Below are 22,214 nucleotides of genomic sequence, written 5' to 3'. Positions count from 1 at the left end.
AGCCCGCGTGTGCTTCGCGCCTATGCTCGTCGCAAGGGGGCTTCGAGTACGGCGCCACGATGAATCGGAGGGCACATGTCCATACAGCGGTCATTTTCGCGAGGCGCGATCGGGCTGTTCACCGCCGGTGTCCTCGTCGCCCTGTCCGGGTGCACTCCTGCGCCCCAGACCACACCGAAGCCGACCCCATCGCCGGAGAGTTCGGCGCCGGCTCCCTACGACGGCCCGGCGGTCTTCGTCGGAGACGAGCTCGACTGGTTCCTGCCGGATGCCGAAGAGATCTCGGGTCTGCTCCCAGACGTCGGGGAGGTCGCCGCGCCGACCCCGTCGCTCATTCAGGTCTCAGACGGCGGCGGGCCCGATCCCGTGCCGGCGATCTGCGGCGCATTCTCCTATGAGCCGTCCCTGAGATCGATCGGTGCCCGCTCGATCACCTGGGCAAGCTCCCTCCCTGACGGACGGGACGGGTGGTTGCACGTCCTCCAGTTCGCCGATGAGGCTGCGGCGCAGGCTGTGATGGATCTGTACCTCGGAGCCGCGCAGCAGTGCGCCGAATTCACCTACGGCGGTCCTTCGACGTTCGAGTCGACGGTGCGGGAATCCGATGACGGAGTGAGGGCAGTCGCCGGCTCACTGGTCATCGACAACGGCTTCGGCGGCGGGAACAGGCTCTACCTGGGCTACGCCGCGGTCGGAAACGTCGTCGTGGACTTCTGGCAGCCGTTCTCGGGAGATGCCGCTTTCGACAGTGAGCAGGCCGCGGAGTTCCTCCGCGACCAAGCGTCCGACGCCAGGAAGAAGCTGGTCGAGGAGCTGACGGCGAATCCGCCGGAGCAGCCCGAGACCCCACCTGCGGCAGACCCGGCTGCGGCGTGGAGTACGTGGGAGGTGACCGACCGCGGTGTCGGTCCGATCCTTCTCGGCTCCGAGCTCGAAGACGCCATCACGGTGGTGCCGGGAGCGAAGGTGATCAGGCCGGAGTGGGACGGCGGGCAGACGCGACTCGTCAGTCCGGACGGGGCTGCCTCTCTGCTGCTCTGGACGGGCGACGGGGGCACCGTCGTCACCGCCGTCTCGGTCGGCTTCGCCAACGTTTCGGATGAGCCCCGCGAAGACCCTGCTGCCCTGCCAGCCGCGGGTGATGTACGGATCGGCGACACGGTTGCCGAGGCCATGAGCGCTTTCCCTGGGGGGACGTCGGTCAGGATCGTGTCGTCCGGCGAGTACTTCTACGACTGGACGACCCGGGAGGGCGCGGTGATCCGATTCCGTGTCGACCGTGACGCGATGGACCCTGCGGCCGTGATCACCGGGATCCTGACGGAAGACGCCACGCTGCGCCAGATTCCCGATTTCGGCTGAGTCCTCTTCGTCGGGCTGCATACCTCGGGTCTCGACCCATCGACTCTTCCGACTAACTGAACGATCGGTCGGTTAGTATGGGCGGATCGGATGACGCGACTGCGGCATCCGACCCGCTCGACGAGGAGGTCGACGATGGCAGAAGCGACGACGCAGACGACGGAGTCGGTGCGCCCGAATCGCGCCATGATGGAGCGCGACCGCGCATCGGCCGCACTGGGCCTCGTCGTCGAACGCGACGATCCAGGCCATGCGGTCGTGTCGATGCGCGTGCGCGACGACATGACGAACGGCTTCCACATCACCCACGGCGGGTTCGTGTTCGCCCTGGCCGACACCGCCTTCGCGATCGCTTGCAATGAAGACGACCGGGTCACGGTGGCTGCCGGAGCGGACATCTCCTTCCTCAAGTCGACCGTCTCCGGCCAAACGCTCACGGCGACGGCCATCCGACGCTCGCGCACCGGCCGCTCCGGCATCTACGACGTGACGGTCATCGATGAGCAGGGTGATCCCGTCGCCGAGTTCCGCGGGCGCTCCCGCACCACCAACCAGACCTTCTCATCCCCACTCCCGGAGTATCCCGTGTCGACGACGACCGCAACAGCCTCCCGTGTCCGCCCTCCCGCAGCATCCGAGCTCGATGCCGAAGAACGCATGAGCCGCGATGAGATCGCCGCTCTCCAGCTCGAACGGCTTCAGCAGACCGTGCGCCATGCGTACGCGAACGTTCCCCTCTACACGCGCAAGCTCGATGACGCCGGTGTGCGTCCGGAAGACATCCGCACCCTCGAGGATGTGCAGCTGCTGCCGTTCACGACCAAGGAGGACCTGCGCGAGACCTACCCGTTCGGGATGTTCGCGGTGCCCATGTCCGACGTCGCCCGTATTCACGCGTCGAGCGGCACCACCGGCCGTCCGACGGTCGTCGGCTATACCAAGGGCGACCTCGAACGTTGGGGGTCGCTGGTGGCGCGGTCGCTGCGTGCGAGCGGGATCCGCCCCGGCATGAAGGTGCACAACGCCTACGGTTACGGATTGTTCACGGGCGGACTCGGCGCGCACGCGGGCATCGAAGCGCTCGGAGCGACCGTCATCCCGATGTCCGGCGGCCAGACCGCACGCCAGGCGCAGCTCATCCTCGACTTCGAGCCAGATGCGATCCTCTGCACGCCGAGCTATCTGCTCACGATCGCCGACGCGATGGCGGCGCAGGGGGTCGACCCGCGCTCCACCTCGTTGAAGGTCGCAGTGCTGGGTGCCGAGCCGTGGTCGAACGAGATGCGGCATGAGCTCGAACAGCGCCTCGGAATCGACGCCCTCGACATCTACGGGCTCAGCGAGGTCATGGGACCGGGCGTGGGCAACGAGTGTCTCGAGACCAAGGACGGCCCACATCTGTGGGAGGACCACTTCCTGCCGGAGATCATCGACGGCGAGAGCGGGGCGGTGCTTCCGGACGGCGAACTCGGCGAACTCGTCTTCACGTCCCTCACCAAGGAGGCATTCCCCGTGATCCGCTATCGCACCCGCGACCTCACCCGGCTGCTTCCGGGGACCGCACGCCCCGGCATGCGGCGGATGGAGAAGATCACCGGCCGCAACGACGACATGATCATCCTGCGCGGGGTGAACCTGTTCCCCACGCAGATCGAGGAGCTGGTCCTGGGGATCGAACAGCTGACTCCGCACTTCATCCTCGAACTGTCGAAGGACGCACGGATGGACACGCTGAAAGTGCGGATCGAACGCCACCCCGACCTGTCTGTCGAAACCTGCCTGAGTGCCGCGGAGGTGCTCGCGCAGCGCATCAAGATCTTCGTGGGATCGACGGTCGCCGTGCAGCTGGAGGAGCCGGGGACGCTGCCCCGGAGCGAGGGGAAGTACAAGCGCGTGTACGACCTGCGATGACGATGAGCGACCCCCGGGGCCACACCGCATTCGCCTCGCGGTCTGCGCTCCGGGCCGCGCGCGTCATCGGATGCGAGACTGTGGGGTGATGTCCGAGATGCAGAGCACACGACGAGGCCGCCCCGGTTACGACCAGCAGGGGATCCTCGGGGTCGCCGTCGCCGCCTTCAACGAGTACGGGTACGACGCCACATCCATCGGCATGCTCGCCGAGCGGCTCGGGCTGTCGAAGTCGGCCATCTACCATCACTTCGGTTCGAAAGACGAGATCCTCGACCTCGCGCTCGACGCGGCACTGAGCGGTCTGGAGGCCGTGGTGGAGGATCCGCTTCCCGAGTCGGGCGACAGGGCGGAGGCATCGAGCGCGGTCGACCGGCTCGAGCTCGTGCTGCGCGGCGCCGTCCGGGTGCTCGTGGAACAGCTGCCGGCCGTGACGCTGCTTCTGCGTGTGCGAGGTAACACCGACGTGGAGCGCAAGGCACTGATCCGCCGTCGGGCGTTCGACCGTCGGATCACCGCGCTGGTGTCGGAGGCGCAGAGCGAGGGTGCGCTGCGAGCCGACATCGACGCGAGCGTGGTCGCCCGTCTCGTGTTCGGGATGATCAACTCGATCGTCGAGTGGTACCGGCCAGGCGGGCGTGAGGGCGCTGACCGTCTCGCCGACGACGTGGTCGCGATCGCTCTCGACGGGCTGCGCACGAACGACGAGGCCGGAGCCGCGGCCGTCTGACCGGGGCTCCGGCGCCCGCTGCTATGCCGCCGCCTGTTCCTTCGCGACCAGCGTGAGCACGTCGTATGTGGCCACGATGTCGTCGTGCTGGTTCTTCAGCACGGCATCCCATCGCACCTCTCCGTATTCGTCGGTCTCTCGCGGAGTGATCTGCTTCGCGGTGAGCTCGACGCGGATGTCGTCGCCGGGGGAGACCGGAGTCACGAACCGCAGGTTCTCCAGCCCCGAGTTCGCGAGCACGGGCCCGGGCGCCGGGTCGACGAAGAGCCCCGCAGCCCACGACACCAGCAGATATCCGTGCGCGACGCGTCCGGGGAAGAACGGGTTCGCGGAGGCTGCTGTCTCATCCATGTGCGCGTAGAAGGTGTCGCCGGTGAACGCCGCGAACGTCTCGATGTCGTCGAGCGTGACGGTGCGGGAGCCGCTGGCCACCTGATCGCCCACGTGGAGTTCGGCCAGCGACTTGCGGAAGGGATGCACGCCGCCGTTCTGCTCGTACGGACGCGAGGCCGCACCCTGATGCCAGACACCGGTGAGGGCGGTCATCATCTCCGGGGAGCCCTGCACGGCTGTGCGCTGCATGTGGTGCAGCACCGCGCGGATGCCGCCGAGCTCCTCGCCTCCGCCCGCACGGCCGGGACCACCGTGCACGAGGTTCGGAAGCGGGGAGCCGTGCCCCGTCGAGCTGCGCGCGTCATCGCGGTCGAGGAAGAGCACGCGGCCGTTGTACGCGGCCATGCCGGTGGCGAGTGCGACGGCGACCTCGGGGTCGTGCGTGGCCACGCTCGTCACGAGCGACCCTCCGCCCCGGGCGACGAGAGCACTCGCTTCGTCGAGGGTGCGATAGCCGACGATGCTCGACACCGGGCCGAATGCCTCGATCTCGTTGACGGCGGCGCTCTCCGCGTCTTCGAAGCGAAGCAGCATCGGCGCCACGAACGCGCCATCGGGGGCGGGCCCTTCGCTGCCGTCGCCGTGACGCACGGTCGGGGCATCCGTCGTGCCGATCACGAGCTCTCCGCCGCCGGCCTGCAGACGGTCGACCTGACGCAGCACCTCTTCGCGCTGCGCGATCGAGGCGAGCGGGCCCATCGTGACGCCTTCGGCGCGTGGGTCGCCGAGGACAACGCGCGTCGACAGTCGCTCGCGGACCGCGGCGATGACGTCGTCGATGGCATCCGTCGGCACGATCGCCCGACGGATGGCCGTGCACTTCTGACCGGCCTTGGTCGTCATCTCGGCGACGAGCTGCTTGACGTACGCGTCGAACTCGGGTGTGCCGGCCACGGCATCCGTTCCGAGAACCGAGGCGTTGATGGAGTCCGTCTCGCTCGTGAAGCGCACGCCTCCCGTCTGCACCGAGTCATGAGAGCGCAGGTGCTCGGCGGTGGACGCCGAACCGGTGAACGCGACGAGGTCTCCGAGCCGCAGCTCGTCGAAGAGGCCGGGCACACTGCCGGAGACGAGCTGCAGCGAGCCGTCGGGGAGAAGGCCCGATTCGACCATCACGCGCACCATGGCCTCGGCGAGATATCCGGTCGGGGTGGCGGGCTTGACCACGGTCGGCACGCCGGCGAGGAACGCGGGGGCGAACTTCTCGAGCGACCCCCACACCGGGAAGTTGAAGGCGTTGATCTGCACCGCGACGCCGCGGAGCCGGGTGTAGATGTGGCGGCCGAGGAAGGAGCCGTCCTTGGAGAGGTTCTCGACGCCTCCGTCGACGTACACCTTCGCGTTGGGCAGCTCGCGCCGGCCCTTGCTGGAGTACGCGAAGAGCACGCCGATCCCGCCGTCGATGTCCACCCAGGAGTCCTGCGCGGTGGCGCCGGTGCGACTGGAGAGTTCGTACAGCTCGGCCTTGCGCGCGGTGAGGGCGAGGGCGAGCTGCTTGAGCCGGACGGCGCGCTGATGGAAGGTGAGCTCTCCCAGCGATGCCTGCCCCACGGTGCGGGCGTGATCCAACGCAGCGCCCAGGTCGAGCCCGTCGGTCGAGACGCGGGCCACGACCTCGCCCGTAGAGGCATCGCGGACGTCGGTGGCCGGCGCGTCGGACGACGGCGTCCACCACGCTCCCTCGACGTAGCTGGGGAGGATCTCGGTCATCTGTGTTCCTTTCACGACTGTTCCTTTCATGAGGGTTCCCTTCATGAGGCGTCCCATTCGTAGAAACCGCGTCCGCTCTTGCGGCCGAGGTCGCCCTCGGCGACGAGGCGGCGCAGCAGGGCCGGAGGCTCGAAACGCGCGCCCAGATGGGCAGCGAGGTACTCGGCGATGCCGAGCCGCACGTCGAGCCCGACGATGTCGGTGAGCCGGAGCGGGCCGACCGGGTGCTTGTATCCGAGCGTCATCGCGGCGTCGATGTCTTCGGCGGAGGCGACGCCCTCCTCGAGCATGCGGATCGCCTCGAGCCCGATCGCGACGCCGAGGCGCGACGACGCGAATCCGGGGGCGTCTGCCACGACGATCGGTGTCTTGCCCAGCGCCGAGACCCATCCGCGCGCGGAGTCGACGAGCGAGGGAGCAGTGCTCGCACCCCGCACGATCTCGACGAGCGTGGAGGCGGGCACGGGGTTGAAGAAGTGCATGCCGACGAAGCGCGACGGATCGTCGAGCACCGCGGCCAGCTCATCGATCGAGATGGAGGACGTGTTCGAGGCGATCGCGGCGTCGGGCGCGATCTGCTCTTCCACGCGTCGGAGCGCATCGACCTTGAGGGCGAGATCTTCCGGCACGGCCTCGACCACGAGTGTGCACGGGGCGAACAGCGCGGCATCCGTGCCCGTGGTGAGGCGCTCCCGATACTCCGCGACGGATTCGAGCGCCGTGCCTCGGGCGATCGAGGCATCGACCGATTCGAGCACGCGGGCGGCCGCCGCATCTGCCGCGTCGGTGTCGCGTTCGACGATGGCGACCCGGGCACCTGCGAGCAGGAAGGCGTGTGCGATGCCGGCGCCCATGCGTCCACCGCCGAGCACCCCGACCTGTCCGGGGGCGAGTGAACTGCTCTCGGTCATCGGTCTCTCCGCTCCAGGAAATCGGTCATCCGCCGGAACTTCTCCGGGCTCTCGAACAGCTCGGCCTGAGCTTCCAGATCGACGGCGGGGTGGCGATCGCGAGGTGCGCGGAACACGCGCTTGGTGGCGATTGTGGCTGCTCGGTCGTTTCGGGCGATGCGATCGACGATGGCGTGCGCGGCCGGCAGCAGCTCGGTGGCGTCGTGGATCGCCGATACGAGCCCGATGCGCTGCGCCTCGTCGGCCTTCACGGTGCGGCCGGTGAGCAGCAGCTCGATCGCCCTGGCGTCGCCGATGATCTCCTTCAGACGCCATCCGGCCCCGGCCGCGGCGAGGATGCCCAGCCCGGTCTCGGGGTTGCCGATGGCGAGCGTCGGCGTGGCGATGCGGATGTCCGCGGCGTAGGCGAGTTCCGCTCCTCCGCCGAGCGCGTAGCCGTCGATCGCGGCGATGACCGGCATCGGCAACGCGGCCAGTCGGATGAACGCATGGGCGTTGATCCCACGCAGCGCGTCGGCGGCACGTCGCTCACGCAGCTCGGCGATGTCGGCGCCCGCCGCGAAGACGCCGTCGGCGCCGGTGAGGATCAGTGGGCGCGGTATGGCCTCGAGCTCGGCGCACAGCACGTGCAGCGCATCGATCGTGGCCTGGTCGATCGCGTTGCGCTTGTGCGGACGATTGAGCGTCGCGACCACGCGGTCGTCGTGTCTTTCGATGAGGAGGGGCTCGTCGCCGAGGAGTCTTTCGGACATCACACCTTCTCCACGATCAGGGCCGCGCCCTGTCCGACGCCGACGCACATGGTGGCGAGGCCGTATCGAGAGCCCTCGCGCTCCATGCGTCCGAGGAGAGTGACCAGCAGACGGGAACCGGAGGAGCCGAGCGGGTGGCCGAGGGCGATGGCTCCGCCGTCGGCGTTCACGCGCGACTCGTCGAGGTCGAGTCTTCTGATGCAGGCGATGGACTGCGTGGCGAACGCCTCGTTGAGCTCGATCGAGCCGATGTCGTCGATGGAGAGCCCGGCCCGACGCAGCGCTTTCTGCGTCGCAGGAACCGGGCCGAGGCCCATGACCTCGGGAGCCAGGCCCGCACTGGTACCAGCCACGATGCGTGCCCGCGGCACCAGCCCGTAGCGCTCGACCGCTTCCGCGCTCGCCACGACGATCGCGGAGGCGCCGTCGTTGAGTGCACTGGAGTTGCCTGCCGTGACGACCTGACCGCCGGCCACGACGGGCCGCAGCCGTGCGAGGCCTTCGAGTGTCGTCTCCGGCCGCGGGCCCTCATCGATGAGGACCTCGCCGCCTGGGTTGACGGTTGTGCTGACGGGGACGCCGACGATCTCCGCATCGAAGCGCCCACCGGCGATCGCCGACGCGGCGCGCTGCTGTGATCTCACGGCGAACGCATCCGCCTCGTCACGGCTGATGCCGTCGATGCGGGCGACCTCCTCCGCCGTCTCCGGCATCGTGAATGTCGCCTTCTCGCGCGCCGAAAGGCGCGGGTTCGGGAATCGCCAGCCGATCGAGGTGTCGAACGCGGCGCCGGGCTTCGCCCAGGCCTTCTCAGGTTTGGCCTGCACCCAGGGCGCGCGCGTCATCGACTCCACTCCTCCGGCGAGGATGATGTCGGCGTCACCGGCGCGGATCGCCTGCGCCGCCATCGTGACGGCAGACATCCCCGATGCGCACAGCCGATTGACCGTGATGCCCGGGACGCTGTCGGGAAGGCCCGCGAGCAGTACGGCCATCCTGGCGACGTTGCGATTGTCCTCGCCGGCCTGGTTGGCGGCGCCCAGGATGACCTCGTCGATCTCCGCCTGCAGCGGATCGATTCCGGCACGCCGCACGGCTTCGCGAACGACGATCGATGCGAGGTCATCCGGGCGCACGGAGGCGAGGGCGCCGCCATAGCGTCCGACCGGGGTGCGTACGCCTCCGACGAGGTAGGCCTCGGTCATGCGGAACTCCTGACTGCATCGTCTCGACGGTTTCCCGTTGTCCGGACGACCGATCTCGAATTACTGACCGATCGTCCGGTAATTATGTCACAGACGTGGGTGCGGCTGCGATCCCGGGGTGCTGATCTGTTCCTCACGTGAGCAGGTCGACGCCCTTCGTCTCCTTGACGAGGGAGACCCCGATGAGTGAGATCACGGCGGCCACGGCGATGTAGACGCCGATCGTCCAGGCCGCGTGGAACTGGTTCATCAGGGCCTCGGCGATCATCGGCGCGAACGCTCCGCCGAGGATCGCGCCGAGGGCGTATCCGATCGAGACACCCGAATAGCGCACGTTCGCGGGGAACATCTCTGCGTAGAGGGCAGCCTGGGGGCCGTAGGAGAGCCCGAGCGCGAACGTCATCACGAACAGTGCCACGAAGTACCAGAGGATGTTCGCGGTGTCGATCAGGAACCACATCGGCACCGCCCAGAGCGCGAGCGCGACGTAGCCGATCTGGAACGTGCGGATGCGGCCGAGTCGATCGGAGAGGTGTCCGCCCCAGAGGGTGAAGATGAGCCAGCCGAACGAGGCGAGCGTCGTCGCCAGCAGCACCGGCGGACGCTCCATGCCCAGTGTCGTGACGGCGTAGGTCGCGAAGAACGCGATGAGCAGGTATCCCGCCGCGTTGTTCGCGATGAAGATGATGGCTGTCAGGACGACCTGCTTGGTGTTCTGGCGGAACAGGCGGCGAAGGGGCGCGGAGGCCTCTTTGCGGCGACGGCGCAGATCCTCGAAGACCGGGCTCTCGTCGACGGCACGGCGGATCACGTAGCCGACTGCGATGAGCACGATCGAGAACAGGAACGGGATGCGCCAGCCCCACTCGAGGAAGGCCTCAGGCGACATCGAGCTGGTGAGCACCCACAGCGTCGATGTGGCGAGGATCATGCCGACGGGGACGCCGATCTGCGGGAACGCCCCGAAGAGTCCTCGTCGGTTGCTCGGTGCATGCTCGACCGCCATCAGCGCGGCTCCGCCCCACTCTCCGCCGGCGGAGAACCCCTGCACGATGCGGAGCAGGATGAGAAGGATGGGCGCCGCGACGCCGATCGCCGCATACGTCGGCAGGAGGCCGATCAGCGACGTGGACAGGCCCATCATGATGAGAGTGAGGACGAGCATCTTCTTGCGCCCGAGCTTGTCGCCGAGATGGCCGGCGACGATCGCGCCGAGTGGGCGGAAGAGGAAGGAGATGCCGATCGTCGCGAACGACAGCACCTGGGCGAAGCCCGGACTCTCTTCGGCGATCGGGGCCAGGAACAGCGGTGCGAGCACCAATCCCGCAGCCTGGGCGTAGATGAAGAAGTCGTACCACTCGATCGAGGTGCCGACGAGGGTGCCGGCGAGCACGCGCCGTTCTTCGGCGGGCATCCGTGCGGTCGGGGTGCGGTCAGAGACTGCTGACGTCATGCGAACTCCGTTGTTCTGCGATACCGAGGGGGAGAGGGCGGTGAAGCGCTCCGGGTCATTCATGACCGAATGGTCGGTCAGTAATTGCCGAGCGTAGCGCATCGGCCTCCCCGGAATCGAGAACTCCGGACTTCCGGTCAGACCCTCCCGAACGCACGCAGCGGATGCTCGATGAGCTCGGTCACCCGCCTCAGGAAGCCCGCGGCGTAGCCGCCGTCGCACACCCGGTGGTCGAACGCGAGCGAGAGCTGGACGATCCGGCGCGCCACGATCGCGCCCTCCACGACCCATGGGCGCTCGATGATCCGGCCGATGCCGAGGATCGCCACATCGGGGTGGTTGATGATCGCGGCTGAGCCGTCGACGCCGAGGCCCCCGTAGTTGTTGAGCGTGAACGTCGATCCCCGCAGGCGCTCCGGCGGCATCGTCCCGGAGCGGGCCGTGGTGGTGAGCTCGCGCAGCGCCGTGTCGAGCTGCGCGACGGTGAGCGCGTGTGCGCGGGGGACCACCGGAACCAGGAGCCCGCGTTCGGTGTCTGCCGCGACCCCGAGGTTCACGCCCTCGAAGGAGACGACCTCGTCTCCGCTCTCGCTCAGGCGCGAGGCCAGAACGGGGTAGTCCTCGAGGGCCAGGAGCACGAAGCGGGCGAGGAGCGCGGTCACCGACGGAGCCTTCTCTCCCTCCGGAGCCATCTGCGAACGCAGATCCCACAGCGCGGTGGCGTCGACGTCGACCCAGACGGTCGCTTCGGGGATCTCGGATCGGCTGCGGGTGAGCTTGGCGCTGACGGCTCTGCGCAGCGGCGACATCCGTTCGCGCGCGAGCACGGCGAGGCCGTCGACCGTCTCGCCGGATCGGGCTTCCTGTGCATCGTGGTGGGCGGTGACGCCGTCGACGGCGTTCTCGACGGCGGCTTGGAGAACGTCGGCGCGGGTGATGGCACCGTCGGCGCCGGTCGCGGTGATCGCGTGCACGTCGAGGCCGAGATCCCGAGCGAGTCGACGAACGAGCGGGGAGCGGACGGCCACGGGGCGGCGGTCGGACGATCCCGGCGACGGAGGAGTCGCGGAGGTGCTCGGGGCGGAACGGATGGCTGTCGGCGCGGGCACCGGCGGCGTCGCGGACACCCGAGGCGCGGTCACCGAGGCTGCGGCCGGGCGGCGTCGCCCCTTCGACGTGCGCGCGGCGGTGCCGTAGCCGATGAGGACGTTCCCCGAGCCGGCGCGCTCCTCTTCGCGGTACGCCTCGTGCTCAGGCTGAACCGGTGCGGTGCTGGGCGGGGCCGTCGAGGTCAGGGAGTCCGCCACTTCCAGCACCGGAGCGCCGACGTCGATCGTGTCGCCGGCGGTGCCGTGCAATGCGGTGACGATGCCGGCGAACGGCGAAGGCAGCTCGACGATGCTCTTCGCGGTCTCGACTTCGGCGATCGGCTGATCGGTGGTGATGGTGTCGCCCACGGCCACGAGCCACTGCACGAGTCCGGCCTCGGTCAGTCCCTCACCGAGGTCGGGCAGGAGGAACACCTGTGCGCCGGCGTGCGGCTTCAGGGGAGTGCTCATACGTCGTCCTCCCAGTGCAGCGTGTCGATCGCGTCGAGCACGCGGTCGACGTCGGGCAGATACCAGTGCTCCAGCTTCGGGGGTGCGTAGGGGGTGTCGAAGCCGGTCACCCGTCGCACAGGGGCGGCGAGGTACTCGAAGCAGCGCTCGAACACCCGTGCCTGGATCTCGGACGCGACGCTCACATATCCCGGGGCTTCGGCGATGACGACGGCGCGGCCGGTCGACTTCACGGCGGCCGTCACGGTCGCGTCGTCGAATGGCGAGAGCGAACGCACGTCGACGACCTGCACGCTGCGTCCTTCCGCGGCGGCCACCTCTGCGACCTCCAACGCGAGCGGCACCGAGGCACCGTAGGCGAGGAGTGTCACGTCCGTGCCCTCGCGGGCGACGCGGGCCGTTCCGAGCTCGGCGGTGATCGAGGTGTCGACCTCGCCCTTGGCCCAGTACAACTTCTTCGGCTCGAGGAAGATCACCGGATCGGGGGAGGCGATCGCCGCACGCAGGAGCGAGTAGGCATCCTGCGGGGTGGACGGGCTGACGACCGTGAGGCCGGGCGTGTGCGCGTAGTAGGCCTCGGATGAGTCGCAGTGGTGCTCGACGCCGCCGATGCCGCCACCGAACGGGATGCGGATCACCAGCGGCATCCGCATGCCTCCGCGGGTGCGGTTGCCGAGCTTCGCGACATGACTGACGACCTGCTCGAAGGCGGGGAGCGCGAACGCGTCGAACTGCATCTCGACCACGGGGCGCAGACCGTTCATGGCCATGCCGACGGCCGTGCCGACGATGCCGGATTCCGCAAGCGGGGTGTCGAAGCAGCGCTCCTCGCCGAAGCGTGCGGTGAGACCGTCGGTGATGCGGAAGACGCCGCCCAGCGCGCCCACGTCCTCGCCGAAGACGACCACGTCAGGATCGGACTCGATGGCATCGGCCAGCGCTCTGTTCAACGCGGCGGCCATGGTCATGGTCGTCTTCGTGGCGACGGCACTCTCGGTTCGCATGTCGTCCTGTGCGATCGTCATCGCTGGCCTCCGTTCGGCGCTGCTCCGGCATCGGCGAGATGCGACCTGTCGATCTCGTCTCGCAGCAGGTGCCATTGCTCATCGAGCTGGGGGGATCGGGTCGCCGTCACGAAGCGGAAGAGGTCTTCAGGATCGAGGTCTGCGTCGGTGTTCAGAGCGGCGCGCATCGCTGTCGCGATCTCCTCCGCTCCGGCGGCGAAGCGCTCTTCGGCGGCGGCATCGAGCGCGCCGGTGGAGGTGAGGTATGTGCGCAGGCGCTGCAACGGGTCGCGCGCGATCCAGGACTGCACCTCCTCGCGCTCGCGGTAGCGGGTGTCGTCGTCGGCGTTGGTGTGCGCCTGCATCCGATAGGTGTGCGCCTCGATGAGGCTCGGCCCACCGCCGGCGCGGGCACGGGATACGGCCTCGCCGAGCACTGTCAGGACGGCGGCGACGTCGTTGCCGTCGACGCGCTGTCCGGGCATTCCGTAGCCGATGGCCTTGTGGGCGAGCGAGGGCGCCGCCGTCTGGCGGGACAGAGGGACGGAGATCGCGAACTCGTTGTTCTGCACGAAGAAGACGACCGGCACGTGGAAGACCGCGGCGAAGTTCATGGCTTCGTGGAAGTCGCCCTCGCTGGTGGCACCATCACCGCAGAGTGCGAGCACCACGGTGTCCTCGCCGCGGTGCTTGGCCGCCTGGGCGAAGCCGACCGCATGCAGCAGTTGGGTGGCGAGTGGGGTCGCCTGCGGGGCGACGCGGTGCGCACGGACGTCGTAGCCCGAGTGCCAGTCGCCCTTGAGGAGCACCATCGCGTCAGCGGGCGCCACTCCTCGAGCTATCACGGCGACGGAGTCGCGGTAGGTCGGGAACAGCCAGTCCGTGGCGTCGAGCACCATCGCGGCGCCGACCTGACATGCTTCCTGCCCGTGCGATGACGGGTAGACAGCGAGGCGGCCCTGGCGCACGAGGGCTCCGGCCTGATCGTTGATCCGCCGGCCTTCGACCAGACCGCGGTAGGCCGCCAGCAGCGTGTCGGGATCCGGGAGCACGTACTGCTCGTCCGTGACCGGAGCTCCGGTTTCGTCGATCAGTTGCACCGCGGTGTCTCGCGGGAGCAGGTCGGTGTGCAGCATACGTTCGCCCTCCTTGCCGAACTCGATGAGGACAGCATGCCTCGGGCGCGACATTCATCCAAGATCTTTTGTCGGATCCTGGATGAAAGGGCGACTAGTGGTGCATTCTTGATCGAAGTGTCAGAAATTCTGCACCGATGGAGGGGGCTCATGGTCGCGCTGGATGAGACGGATCACGCGATCCTCGAAGAGCTGCGCCGCGATGCGCGGGCGTCCATGACGGCGATCGCCGATGCCGTGCACATCTCCCGTGCCGGCGCGCACGCGAGGATCAAACGACTCACCGACGCCGGCGTCATCACCGGCTACGGCGTGCGTACCGACCCGGTTCTCCTGGGGCACCACGCCAGCGCCTATGTGACCCTCGCCATCGAGCAGGCGACGTGGCAGGCGGTGAGCGAGCGGCTTCGAGCGATTCCCGAGATCGAGCACATGGCCCTGGTCGGTGGAGACTTCGACGTGATCCTGCTGGTGCGGGCGAACGATGCCCGCGATCTGCGTCGCATCGTGTTGGAGGACATCCAGGCGATCCCGTCGATCCGCTCGACCAGAACGACCCTGATCTTCGAGGACTACCCGCGGAACTGAGCCGGTGCGTCGCCAGCTGCCTGAGCTCTCGGTCAACCCGCGTTGGCGAGCAGAGACGACACCACGACGATCCCGATGCACAGCACCCCGAACGCCGCCGCGAGCACCGTCAGGGTGAGCAGCATCCCGCCGCCGGGTGGGTCCTGCGGCGTCGTCGGGCCAGCAGGCATCGCACCAGGCATCGCACCAGGCAACGTCGAATGCAGCCACGCGGTCATCCGCAACTGACGTCGCCGTGCGGCCGACCAGAGCGTGCAGGCCGCGACGAGGCCGACTGCTCCCGGGATGAACCCCCATGCCGCGAATGCGGAGGGCAGCATCAGGGGGAAGATCCGCAGCGACACGAGGGAGCCGATCGCGATCGCGAGAGCCGTGCGGCGCCACGCGAGCTCGGTGCGCTCGGGCTGCAGACCCGGATCGAACGGCCCTCGAACGCTCGGCCCCTGACCCGTCACCGCCAGAGCACCCCGGCCACGACGAGCAGACCGACGACGGTGACGACGACGGCGAGCACGACCGCAGAGAACGCGCCGGGCAGCGGACGCGACTGGCGCAATGCACGTTCGGCGCGCATCCATTCCCACCAGGCGAGCGGTGCGACGGCAGTGCCGGTGATGATCAGCAGCAGCGAGGCGGCGAGGCGGAATCCGGCGTGCAGGTCGAGTCCGAGCACCTCCAGGGCGACGCCACCGGCGATCAGCGCGAGCCCGGTGCGCGTCCAGGCGAGAAACGTCCGCTCGTTCGCGAGGGAGAAACGCGGATCGGGTTCCTCTCCGATGGCGTACACCGAGGCAGGGAAACGTCGCATCGCCTCATCGTAGCGGCGCCGTGTTCTCGGCGAGTCAACGGGCGAGATGGGTCATACGTCAGTCGATCGTGAGCTCGAACCCGTCGGGTGTGGCAGTGACGGAAACCTGCGACAGGTCGGTGACCAGAACGGTGGGGTGGTGCGCTGCCGCGTGCTTCCCGACGCCGATGACGCGCATGCCCGCGGCGAGACCCGCCTGGATGCCGGCACCGGAGTCTTCGAACACGACGCAGTCCGCCGGATCGATCCCCAGATTCTCTGCCGCGCGGAGGAAGCCCTCGGGGTCGGGCTTGGACGCGGAGACGTCTTCCGCTGTGACCTTCCGTTCGGGGACGCTGAGCCCTGCCGCGCGCATTCGTGCGGTCATCAGGGCGACGTTTGCGGAGGTGACGATCGCGTGCGGGAACGGGCGCAGCGCATCGAGTAGCGCGCGTGCTCCGGGGATCTCGATCACTCCGTCGACGTCGCCAGCCTCATTCGCGAGCATGATGTCGTTCTCGTGGAGATTGATCGCGTGGTCACGCTCGGGAAGCATGATCGCCATGCTCTGATGCCCCTGCCTGCCGTGCACGGTGCGCAGCACGGTCTCGGGATCGATGCCATGCGGTTCGGCCCACGCGAGCCACAGCCTTTCCACGACGGCAGTCGAGTCGACGAGGGTGCCGTCCATGTCGAGGAGGGCGGCGCGGGCGGCGATGGTCTGGGTCACCCGTCCAGGCTACTGCCGACGGAGGGCGACATCGGGGGAGCCCGCACGCGACCCCGCGAGGCTGAGCCGCCACGGCGACCGGGCTGCCTGGCTTCTAGGATGTGGACCGGGAAGGACGAGGATGAACGCACTCGCGAGCAGGGTCATGCAGGTGCTGCGGCAGGTGCGGGGTCCGGAGACAGCAGAAGCCGTCTTCGAGGCGACCGCGCTGATCGTCGGCGCCGCCTTCTTCGTCGCGGGCTTCGTCATCGGTCTCCCGGTGTTCTGGGGACACGATCTGGCGATCAGCGGCAGCGGTTCGATCGGCGTCTTCGCCGCGTGGGGTGGTGCGGCTACCGCGATCATCGCCTTCACCCTCGGTCGTCTCGCCGTCCGCCCGGAGAAGCAGGATCCGGATGCCGCACGAGACGGGTTCAGCGTCCCCGGCGACCGACTGCGGTGGTACGACCTCACCGCGATCGCGTTCGCCCATGCGGCGATCGCGTGCCTCGGTTGGCTCGGCATCGCGGCGCTCCTCGAGCGGAGCTTCACCGACGCCCCGGTGTTCCCGTTCCCCGGCGCGATTCTCGTGGCCGTCGCCTTCGCGCTGACCGGCTACGTCTCGTTCCTCAGCGCCGTGGCGCTGACGCCGATGGTGCTGTCGCTGGTGCTCGCGGTGTTCCTCGTGGTCGGGGCGTTCGCCAGCATGCTCGCCTCCAGCGACGTGCACTGGTGGCGCGACAACCTTTCCGCGTTGGGGATGAGTACCAACAGCTCCTCCGTCGCATTCAACGTGACGCTGGTCATCGCCGGCGTCATGATCACGACGATCTCCCGCTATGCGACCGCGGGCCTTCCCGCAGAGAGCCCCGAAGATCGCCGTGGGCGGTTCATGGTGCGCGGCGGACTGATCCTGATGGGGATCTTCCTCGCGTGCGTCGGACTCTTCCCCGTGGACGAGTTCTTCCTCCTGCACAACACCGTCGCGACCGGCATGACCGTGGTGTTCGGGATCGTCGTGGTCGGGCTGCCGTGGTTCCTGCCGACAATCCCTCGCGTGTTCGTCGCCTTCGGGTGGGTGTACGTGCTGGTCATCATCCTGCTCGCGGCGTTCTTCGCGGTCGGGTACTACAACCTCACCGCGGTCGAGCTGATCGCCGCCGTGCTGATCTTCAGCTGGATCATCGTGTTCCTGCGCACAGCGGGGTCGGTCACCGCGCCGGCGGTCACGGCCGGTGCTTCCGCGGAGGCGAACTAGTCCCAGATCGGGTCGTCGGGGTCGGGGGAGTCCGTGCCGTCGGCGTCGGTCATGATGCGCGCTTCAGCGATCCACGACGACAGAGAACCGTCGTAGAGCATGTGAGGTCGCGGCGAGCCGAGAAGCTCGGGGTTCGTCACGATGTCCAGCGGCTCATCGCTCGCGAAGATGACGACGTTGCCGAGCGGTCCTTCATCGTCTTCCGGTTCTGCGTCGAGGACGACGGAGACGTGGTCGAACACGGAGCTCAGGGTGGCCGCCTGGCGCCGTGAGTACTCGAACGGGTGCCCGTCGAGCAGGTTCACTGCCACGACTCCACCTGCTGCGGAGCGCGCGGCGACGCGGCGGTAGAACTCCTGGCTGGCCACACGATGCCGGATGACCGCGGCATCCCACAGATCGACGACCGTGAAGCGAGCATCCACCCAATCGGTGTCGACCGCGGTGCTGCCGGACGCGGTGCCACCGGACGCTGCGGCGCCGAGCGCGGAGGAAGGGGGTGACGGCACCGACGATCGCGTCTCGTCCGGAAGATCCGCGTCTGCGACCGCTCGCGCATCGCCGAAGATGACCCGCAGATCAGCGCCGGGGGGCAGGGGCAGGGCGGCGATCACTGCTGCATAGAGAGCGGGCTCGAACTCGACCGCGAGTTGAGGGGAACCGGCACGCGTGGCCTCGACGTAGCGTGCCAGTGTGAGCGCTCCGGCCCCCAGATGCACGGTGAAAAGCGGTGTACCGGGCTTAGCTGCGGCATCCATTGCTCTGGCGATGTGCTGCGTGTAGGCGTATTCGAGTTCGGTGGGATCGGTCATCGAGACGACGGACTGCGCAATCCCGTCGACGCTGAGCTCGTAGCGCCCGGCTCTCCTTCTCGATTCCACCAGCTTCGCCTTGCGATTGTCGAGCATGAGCGAGAACACCCGGCGTTTCCTTGGCACCCGTCGATCTTAGGTCGGGTGAACTCGGTCGGAGACCGCCCTGCCCTGCAACGGAGGGGCATCCAGAAGGCCTCGCCTTCACGTGCGGCCATGGCGTCGCCCGCGCGCGGCTACCCTGGAAGCAACATGGCACATCTTCTCGGGGCCGAAAGCCTCCACCTCGAATATCCGACCAGGGTCGTCTTCGACTCCGTGACCCTCGGCATCGAGGAGGGCGATCGCATCGGCATCGTCGGCCGCAACGGCGACGGCAAGTCGAGTCTCCTCGGGATGCTGGCTGGCATCAAGGAACCGAACTCCGGACGCGTCACGGTGCGCGGCGGCACCCGCATCGGCGTGCTCGATCAGGCGGACAACCTGCCGGACGACCTCACGATCAGCGCCGCGGTCGTCGGCGACACCCCGGAGTACGAGTGGGCTGGCGATGCGCGCGTCCGCGACGTGATCGACGGGCTCCTCACCGACCTGCCGTGGGATGCGGAGATCGGTTCCCTCAGCGGTGGCCAGCGGCGCCGGGTCTCGCTCGCGAAGCTGCTCACCGGCGACTGGGACGTCATCGCTCTCGACGAGCCGACCAACCACCTCGACGTCGAGGCGATCACCTGGCTCGCCGGGCACCTCAAGAAGCGCTGGTCCGGGAACTCCGGAGCGCTCCTGGTCGTGACGCACGACCGGTGGTTCCTCGACGAGATCTGCACCGAGACGTGGGAGGTGCACGACCGCATCGTCGAGCCCTTCGAGGGCGGCTACGCCGCGTACATCCTGCAGCGCGTCGAGCGTGACCGGATGGCCTCGGCGACCGAGGCGAAGCGTCAGAACCTCGCCAAGAAGGAGCTCGCCTGGCTCCGCAGAGGCGCCCCTGCCCGCACGGCGAAGCCGAAGTTCCGCATCGACGCGGCCAACGAACTCATCGCCGATGTGCCGGAGATCCGCGACAAGGTGTCGCTGCAGTCGCTCGCCGTCTCGCGCCTCGGCAAAGACGTCGTAGATCTGCTCGATGTCGGCGTGACCTACCCGACCGCGGACGGCGGCGAGAAGGTCGTATTGCGCGACATCGAGTGGCGCATCGCACCGGGGGAGCGCACCGGCATCCTCGGCGTGAACGGTGCCGGCAAGTCGACGTTGCTCGGACTCATCTCCGGCACCGTCGAACCGACCGTCGGTCGCGTCAAGCGCGGGACGACCGTGAAGGTGAAGACGCTGACCCAACGGCTCGACGAGCTCACGCAGCACTGGAAAGACCCGGTGCGCGTGATCATCTCGGGCCTTCGCACCTCGTACTCGATGGGTGCGGGTTCCAAGGCGCAGGACCTCACGCCGGGACAGCTTCTCGAACGGCTCGGGTTCGACTCTGCCCAGCTCTCCACTCCGGTCAAGGACCTCTCCGGTGGTCAGCAGCGCCGTCTTCAGCTGCTCCTCGTGCTTCTCGACCAGCCCAACGTGCTGATCCTCGACGAGCCGACCAACGACCTCGACACCGACATGCTCGCCGCGATCGAAGACCTGCTGGACTCCTGGTCGGGCACGCTTCTCGTGGTCAGTCACGACCGGTACTTCCTGGAGCGCGTCACCGACCAGCAGTACGCGGTCCTCGACGGGCATCTGCGTCATCTTCCCGGTGGGGTGGACGAGTACCTGCGCCTTCGCAACCTGCAGGCCGCCGCTGGTTCGAAGCAGACCGCGACGTCCGCAGCCACGGCTACGGCGACGGCAGCCGCCAAGGGACTGGACGGAGCAGCGCTGCGCACCGCCCAGAAGGAGATCTCCGCCCTCGAACGACGCATCCAGAAGCTCACCCAGCAGGTGAACACCGCCAAGACCGCGCTCGCCGACCACGACCAGGCCGACTACGACGGGCTCGGCGACCGGATGAAGAAGATCAGCGAGCAGCAGGCCGAGATCGAGGAGTTGGAGCTGCGCTGGTTCGAACTCACCGAGGAGATCGGCTGACGGAGGAATATCCTTCTCTCAACGCTGTTGGGAGGTAGGGATGGAAGGCCTCGAAGTAACAGTCCTGCTCGGACTCACGATTCTTGTCGGAACCCTTATCGCCCCGCGCGTGCGTCTCGCGCTCCCGCTCGTCCTGGTCATCTTCGGGCTGCTGCTCGGCTTCGTGCCGCAGTTGCGAGAAGTGCAGCTGCCACCGGAGACCGTGCTGCTGCTGTTCCTCCCGGTGATGCTCTTCTGGGAGAGTCTCACCACATCGCTTCGGTCGATCCGTCGCGACTTCCGCTATATCCTCCCGATGAGCACGGTGTTGGTCGTCGCCTCGGCCTTCGCCGTCGCCGGCATCGGTGTGCTGTTCGGGATGCCGTGGGAGATCGCTCTCATCCTCGGCGCTGCGGTCGCTCCGCCAGACGCCACTGCCGTCGCAGCCCTCGGGCGCTTGCTGCCGCGCCGCATGTTCATGAAGCTCAAGGCTGAGAGCCTGACGAACGACGGCACGGCCCTCGTGCTCTATGCGATCGCGGTGTCGCTTGCGCTGGGTGGCCAGATCACCCCGCTGTCGGTCACGCTCGACGTGCTGATCTCGTACATCGGCGGCATCGCAGCCGGTGTCGTGGTCGCCGCTCTCGGCTACCTGCTGCTGCGGCGCACGTCTTCGACGATCGTCATCAACGTGGCGCTGCTGCTGATCCCGTTCACGGCGTTCCTCGCAGCCGAGATGGTGCACGCCTCCGGAGTGCTCGCAGTCGTGGTGGCCGGGCTCATCGTCGCCTACGTGTCACCGCGGGTCACGACCGCCGCCTCGCGCCGGCAGGCCGATGCGGCATGGCCGTTCGGCGTGTTCCTGCTCAACGGCGCCCTGTTCGTGCTGATCGGTCTCGAGGTGCAGTACGTCGTGCACGAGATCTCGGCTCCGGCGATCGGACGCCTCGTGCTGATCACGCTCGCCGTGTGGGCGACGCTGCTGGCGGTGCGCTACCTGTTCCAGCTGCTCAACGTGCCCTTCCAACGACAGACCGGCCCGCGGCCCGCACCGGGAGCGAGGGCGCGCGCCAGAGCGGTGTCCACCGTGGCCGGCATGCGAGGTGCCGTCTCCCTCGCGATCGCGCTGTCGGTGCCGGCGACCATCACCGATGGGGGCACGGTTTCCGGGCGTGACGAGATCGTGTTCGTCACGGCCGGTGTGATCATGCTGAGCCTGCTCGTGCAGGGGCCGCTCCTGCCCGCCGTCGTGCGGTGGGCGCGGTTCCCCGTCGATCATGTCGAAGACGAGGAGTACGAGCTCGCCGAGCGTGCGATCTCCGGCGCGGCGCTCGCCGCTCTCGACGACCTCGCCTCAGAGCACGGCGTGGGACAGGAGGTCCTGGATCGCGTGCGGTCCGAGGGCTACCAGATGCTCGAGTTCGCGAACGCCCGAACCCTGGCGCGTGAACAGGCGCTGGTCGATGCAGAGGCTGAGGCTCTGGACGAGATGCTCGGCGAGCCCGACCCGCTGAGCGCCGGAACGGCCGCAGAGACGCGCGGCCCCGAGCGTGTGGCAGACCCGGCGCCGAGCGGGGGCACACAGCAGATCGCTGAAGCGGATGCCACCGACGGTACGGTCCTGCAGATCATCGCCACCTCGACCGACGTCGACCTCGCTCAGCGCTCCCCGCTGATCCGGCACGAGGAGCACACGCGTCTCAAGCTCGCGCTCATCGACCGCAAGCGCGAGGTGCTGCTGGGTCTGCGCGGTGCCGGCACCGTCGACGACATCGTCGTTCGCCGCATCTCGGCCCGCCTCGATCTCGAGCAGGTGCGCCTGCAGGGGATCGAGGAGTTCGACTGAGGTCGCAGGCGACGAGTCCATTCAAGTGAAACC

General features: G+C 68.3%; 19 protein-coding genes and 1 pseudogene. 8 read left to right on the top strand and 12 right to left on the bottom strand.

Translation table 11 applies throughout. The features are described 5' to 3' along the window. Positions 1-75 precede the first annotated feature (75 nt). From ACIQTX_RS15175 to ACIQTX_RS15160, 4 genes and pseudogenes are all read left to right on the top strand, one after another. Positions 76-1,362, top strand: a complete 1,287-nt coding sequence (locus ACIQTX_RS15175) for a hypothetical protein (RefSeq protein WP_402973537.1) — start codon at positions 76-78, stop codon at positions 1,360-1,362. Between the two features lie 90 nt (positions 1,363-1,452). Then, positions 1,453-1,893 (top strand): annotated as a pseudogene (gene paaI / locus ACIQTX_RS15170) (hydroxyphenylacetyl-CoA thioesterase PaaI); the annotation flags it as partial. Positions 1,894-1,947: 54 nt separating this feature from the next. Beyond that, positions 1,948-3,273, top strand: coding sequence for a phenylacetate--CoA ligase PaaK (gene paaK / locus ACIQTX_RS15165; RefSeq protein WP_402975553.1), 1,326 nt, complete (start codon positions 1,948-1,950; stop codon positions 3,271-3,273). A gap of 88 nt (positions 3,274-3,361) precedes the next feature. Then, on the top strand, positions 3,362-4,003 hold the full coding sequence (locus tag ACIQTX_RS15160; protein WP_402973534.1) for a TetR/AcrR family transcriptional regulator: 642 nt from the start codon (positions 3,362-3,364) through the stop codon (positions 4,001-4,003). 21 nt (positions 4,004-4,024) lie between these two features. On the opposite strand, the gene paaZ is transcribed toward ACIQTX_RS15160, so the two are convergent. The 8 genes from paaZ to pdhA form a co-directional block, all read right to left on the bottom strand. Beyond that, positions 4,025-6,106 (bottom strand): phenylacetic acid degradation bifunctional protein PaaZ, encoded by a 2,082-nt coding sequence (gene paaZ / locus ACIQTX_RS15155; RefSeq protein WP_402973531.1) that lies wholly within the window; start codon positions 6,104-6,106, stop codon positions 4,025-4,027. Positions 6,107-6,147: 41 nt separating this feature from the next. Next, complete coding sequence (locus ACIQTX_RS15150; protein WP_402973528.1) at positions 6,148-7,017, bottom strand: 3-hydroxyacyl-CoA dehydrogenase family protein; 870 nt, start codon at positions 7,015-7,017, stop codon at positions 6,148-6,150. Beyond that, entirely contained in the window at positions 7,014-7,769 is a 756-nt protein-coding gene (locus ACIQTX_RS15145; protein WP_402973525.1) for an enoyl-CoA hydratase/isomerase family protein, read from the bottom strand. The genes ACIQTX_RS15150 and ACIQTX_RS15145 overlap by 4 nt, the downstream gene beginning before the upstream one ends. Continuing rightward, on the bottom strand, positions 7,769-8,974 hold the full coding sequence (locus tag ACIQTX_RS15140; RefSeq protein ID WP_402973522.1) for a thiolase family protein: 1,206 nt from the start codon (positions 8,972-8,974) through the stop codon (positions 7,769-7,771). Before ACIQTX_RS15140 ends, ACIQTX_RS15145 begins: the two co-directional genes overlap by 1 nt. Positions 8,975-9,107: 133 nt before the next feature. Beyond that, positions 9,108-10,427, bottom strand: coding sequence for an MFS transporter (locus ACIQTX_RS15135; protein ID WP_402975550.1), 1,320 nt, complete (start codon positions 10,425-10,427; stop codon positions 9,108-9,110). 137 nt (positions 10,428-10,564) lie between these two features. Beyond that, positions 10,565-11,986 (bottom strand): dihydrolipoamide acetyltransferase family protein, encoded by a 1,422-nt coding sequence (locus tag ACIQTX_RS15130; protein ID WP_402973519.1) that lies wholly within the window; start codon positions 11,984-11,986, stop codon positions 10,565-10,567. Next, the gene (locus tag ACIQTX_RS15125) at positions 11,983-13,011 is read right to left on the bottom strand and encodes an alpha-ketoacid dehydrogenase subunit beta (protein WP_402973516.1); all 1,029 of its coding nucleotides are present in this window, start codon (positions 13,009-13,011) and stop codon (positions 11,983-11,985) included. Before ACIQTX_RS15125 ends, ACIQTX_RS15130 begins: the two co-directional genes overlap by 4 nt. Further along, positions 13,008-14,126: a pyruvate dehydrogenase (acetyl-transferring) E1 component subunit alpha gene (gene pdhA, locus ACIQTX_RS15120; protein WP_402975547.1), complete on the bottom strand. Its 1,119-nt coding sequence runs from the start codon at positions 14,124-14,126 to the stop codon at positions 13,008-13,010. Before pdhA ends, ACIQTX_RS15125 begins: the two co-directional genes overlap by 4 nt. Positions 14,127-14,276: 150 nt before the next feature. On the opposite strand from pdhA, the gene ACIQTX_RS15115 reads away from it, so the two are divergent. Next, on the top strand, positions 14,277-14,714 hold the full coding sequence (locus ACIQTX_RS15115) for an Lrp/AsnC family transcriptional regulator (RefSeq protein ID WP_196802707.1): 438 nt from the start codon (positions 14,277-14,279) through the stop codon (positions 14,712-14,714). A 32-nt stretch (positions 14,715-14,746) separates the two neighbouring features. Here ACIQTX_RS15115 and ACIQTX_RS15110 read toward each other — a convergent pair whose 3' ends face one another. From ACIQTX_RS15110 to ACIQTX_RS15100, 3 genes are read right to left on the bottom strand one after another with little or no spacing between them, the layout of a single operon-like run. Continuing rightward, on the bottom strand, positions 14,747-15,169 hold the full coding sequence (locus ACIQTX_RS15110; RefSeq protein WP_402973511.1) for a DUF202 domain-containing protein: 423 nt from the start codon (positions 15,167-15,169) through the stop codon (positions 14,747-14,749). Continuing rightward, positions 15,166-15,522 carry a YidH family protein gene (locus ACIQTX_RS15105; RefSeq protein ID WP_028503454.1) on the bottom strand — a complete coding sequence of 119 codons (357 nt, stop codon included), beginning with the start codon at positions 15,520-15,522 and terminating at the stop codon, positions 15,166-15,168. The genes ACIQTX_RS15110 and ACIQTX_RS15105 overlap by 4 nt, the downstream gene beginning before the upstream one ends. Before the next feature lie 58 nt (positions 15,523-15,580). Continuing rightward, the gene (locus ACIQTX_RS15100; protein ID WP_402973508.1) at positions 15,581-16,231 is read right to left on the bottom strand and encodes an HAD-IA family hydrolase; all 651 of its coding nucleotides are present in this window, start codon (positions 16,229-16,231) and stop codon (positions 15,581-15,583) included. Positions 16,232-16,352: 121 nt separating this feature from the next. On the opposite strand from ACIQTX_RS15100, the gene ACIQTX_RS15095 reads away from it, so the two are divergent. Beyond that, complete coding sequence (locus ACIQTX_RS15095; protein ID WP_402973505.1) at positions 16,353-17,468, top strand: DUF998 domain-containing protein; 1,116 nt, start codon at positions 16,353-16,355, stop codon at positions 17,466-17,468. On the opposite strand, the gene ACIQTX_RS15090 is transcribed toward ACIQTX_RS15095, so the two are convergent. Further along, complete coding sequence (locus ACIQTX_RS15090) at positions 17,465-18,406, bottom strand: spermidine synthase (protein WP_402973502.1); 942 nt, start codon at positions 18,404-18,406, stop codon at positions 17,465-17,467. The two genes, ACIQTX_RS15095 and ACIQTX_RS15090, sit on opposite strands and share 4 nt — an antisense overlap. 126 nt (positions 18,407-18,532) lie before the next feature. On the opposite strand from ACIQTX_RS15090, the gene ACIQTX_RS15085 reads away from it, so the two are divergent. Together ACIQTX_RS15085 and ACIQTX_RS15080 are read left to right on the top strand one after the other, a co-directional pair. Further along, complete coding sequence (locus ACIQTX_RS15085) at positions 18,533-20,356, top strand: ABC-F family ATP-binding cassette domain-containing protein (RefSeq protein WP_402973499.1); 1,824 nt, start codon at positions 18,533-18,535, stop codon at positions 20,354-20,356. A gap of 40 nt (positions 20,357-20,396) precedes the next feature. Continuing rightward, the gene (locus ACIQTX_RS15080; RefSeq protein WP_402973496.1) at positions 20,397-22,181 is read left to right on the top strand and encodes a Na+/H+ antiporter; all 1,785 of its coding nucleotides are present in this window, start codon (positions 20,397-20,399) and stop codon (positions 22,179-22,181) included. Positions 22,182-22,214 lie beyond the last annotated feature (33 nt).

Source organism: Microbacterium sp. NPDC090281 (assembly GCF_044769635.1).
In the GTDB taxonomy this organism is placed as follows: domain Bacteria; phylum Actinomycetota; class Actinomycetes; order Actinomycetales; family Microbacteriaceae; genus Microbacterium.
This window is presented reverse-complemented; position numbering and strand designations above follow the sequence as displayed.

What these genes read in the sequence shown, in the direction of transcription:
- ACIQTX_RS15175 (WP_402973537.1), top strand. Translation starts at nt 76, where the DNA reads ATGTCCATACAGCGGTCATTTTCGCGAGGCGCGATCGGGCTGTTCACC.
- ACIQTX_RS15160 (WP_402973534.1), top strand. Translation starts at nt 3,362, where the DNA reads ATGTCCGAGATGCAGAGCACACGACGAGGCCGCCCCGGTTACGACCAG.
- paaZ (WP_402973531.1), bottom strand. Translation starts at nt 6,106, where the DNA reads ATGACCGAGATCCTCCCCAGCTACGTCGAGGGAGCGTGGTGGACGCCG.
- ACIQTX_RS15150 (WP_402973528.1), bottom strand. Translation starts at nt 7,017, where the DNA reads ATGACCGAGAGCAGTTCACTCGCCCCCGGACAGGTCGGGGTGCTCGGC.
- ACIQTX_RS15145 (WP_402973525.1), bottom strand. Translation starts at nt 7,769, where the DNA reads ATGTCCGAAAGACTCCTCGGCGACGAGCCCCTCCTCATCGAAAGACAC.
- ACIQTX_RS15140 (WP_402973522.1), bottom strand. Translation starts at nt 8,974, where the DNA reads ATGACCGAGGCCTACCTCGTCGGAGGCGTACGCACCCCGGTCGGACGC.
- ACIQTX_RS15135 (WP_402975550.1), bottom strand. Translation starts at nt 10,427, where the DNA reads ATGACGTCAGCAGTCTCTGACCGCACCCCGACCGCACGGATGCCCGCC.
- ACIQTX_RS15130 (WP_402973519.1), bottom strand. Translation starts at nt 11,986, where the DNA reads ATGAGCACTCCCCTGAAGCCGCACGCCGGCGCACAGGTGTTCCTCCTG.
- ACIQTX_RS15125 (WP_402973516.1), bottom strand. Translation starts at nt 13,011, where the DNA reads ATGACGATCGCACAGGACGACATGCGAACCGAGAGTGCCGTCGCCACG.
- pdhA (WP_402975547.1), bottom strand. Translation starts at nt 14,126, where the DNA reads ATGCTGCACACCGACCTGCTCCCGCGAGACACCGCGGTGCAACTGATC.
- ACIQTX_RS15115 (WP_196802707.1), top strand. Translation starts at nt 14,277, where the DNA reads ATGGTCGCGCTGGATGAGACGGATCACGCGATCCTCGAAGAGCTGCGC.
- ACIQTX_RS15105 (WP_028503454.1), bottom strand. Translation starts at nt 15,522, where the DNA reads ATGCGACGTTTCCCTGCCTCGGTGTACGCCATCGGAGAGGAACCCGAT.
- ACIQTX_RS15095 (WP_402973505.1), top strand. Translation starts at nt 16,353, where the DNA reads ATGAACGCACTCGCGAGCAGGGTCATGCAGGTGCTGCGGCAGGTGCGG.
- ACIQTX_RS15085 (WP_402973499.1), top strand. Translation starts at nt 18,533, where the DNA reads ATGGCACATCTTCTCGGGGCCGAAAGCCTCCACCTCGAATATCCGACC.
- ACIQTX_RS15080 (WP_402973496.1), top strand. Translation starts at nt 20,397, where the DNA reads ATGGAAGGCCTCGAAGTAACAGTCCTGCTCGGACTCACGATTCTTGTC.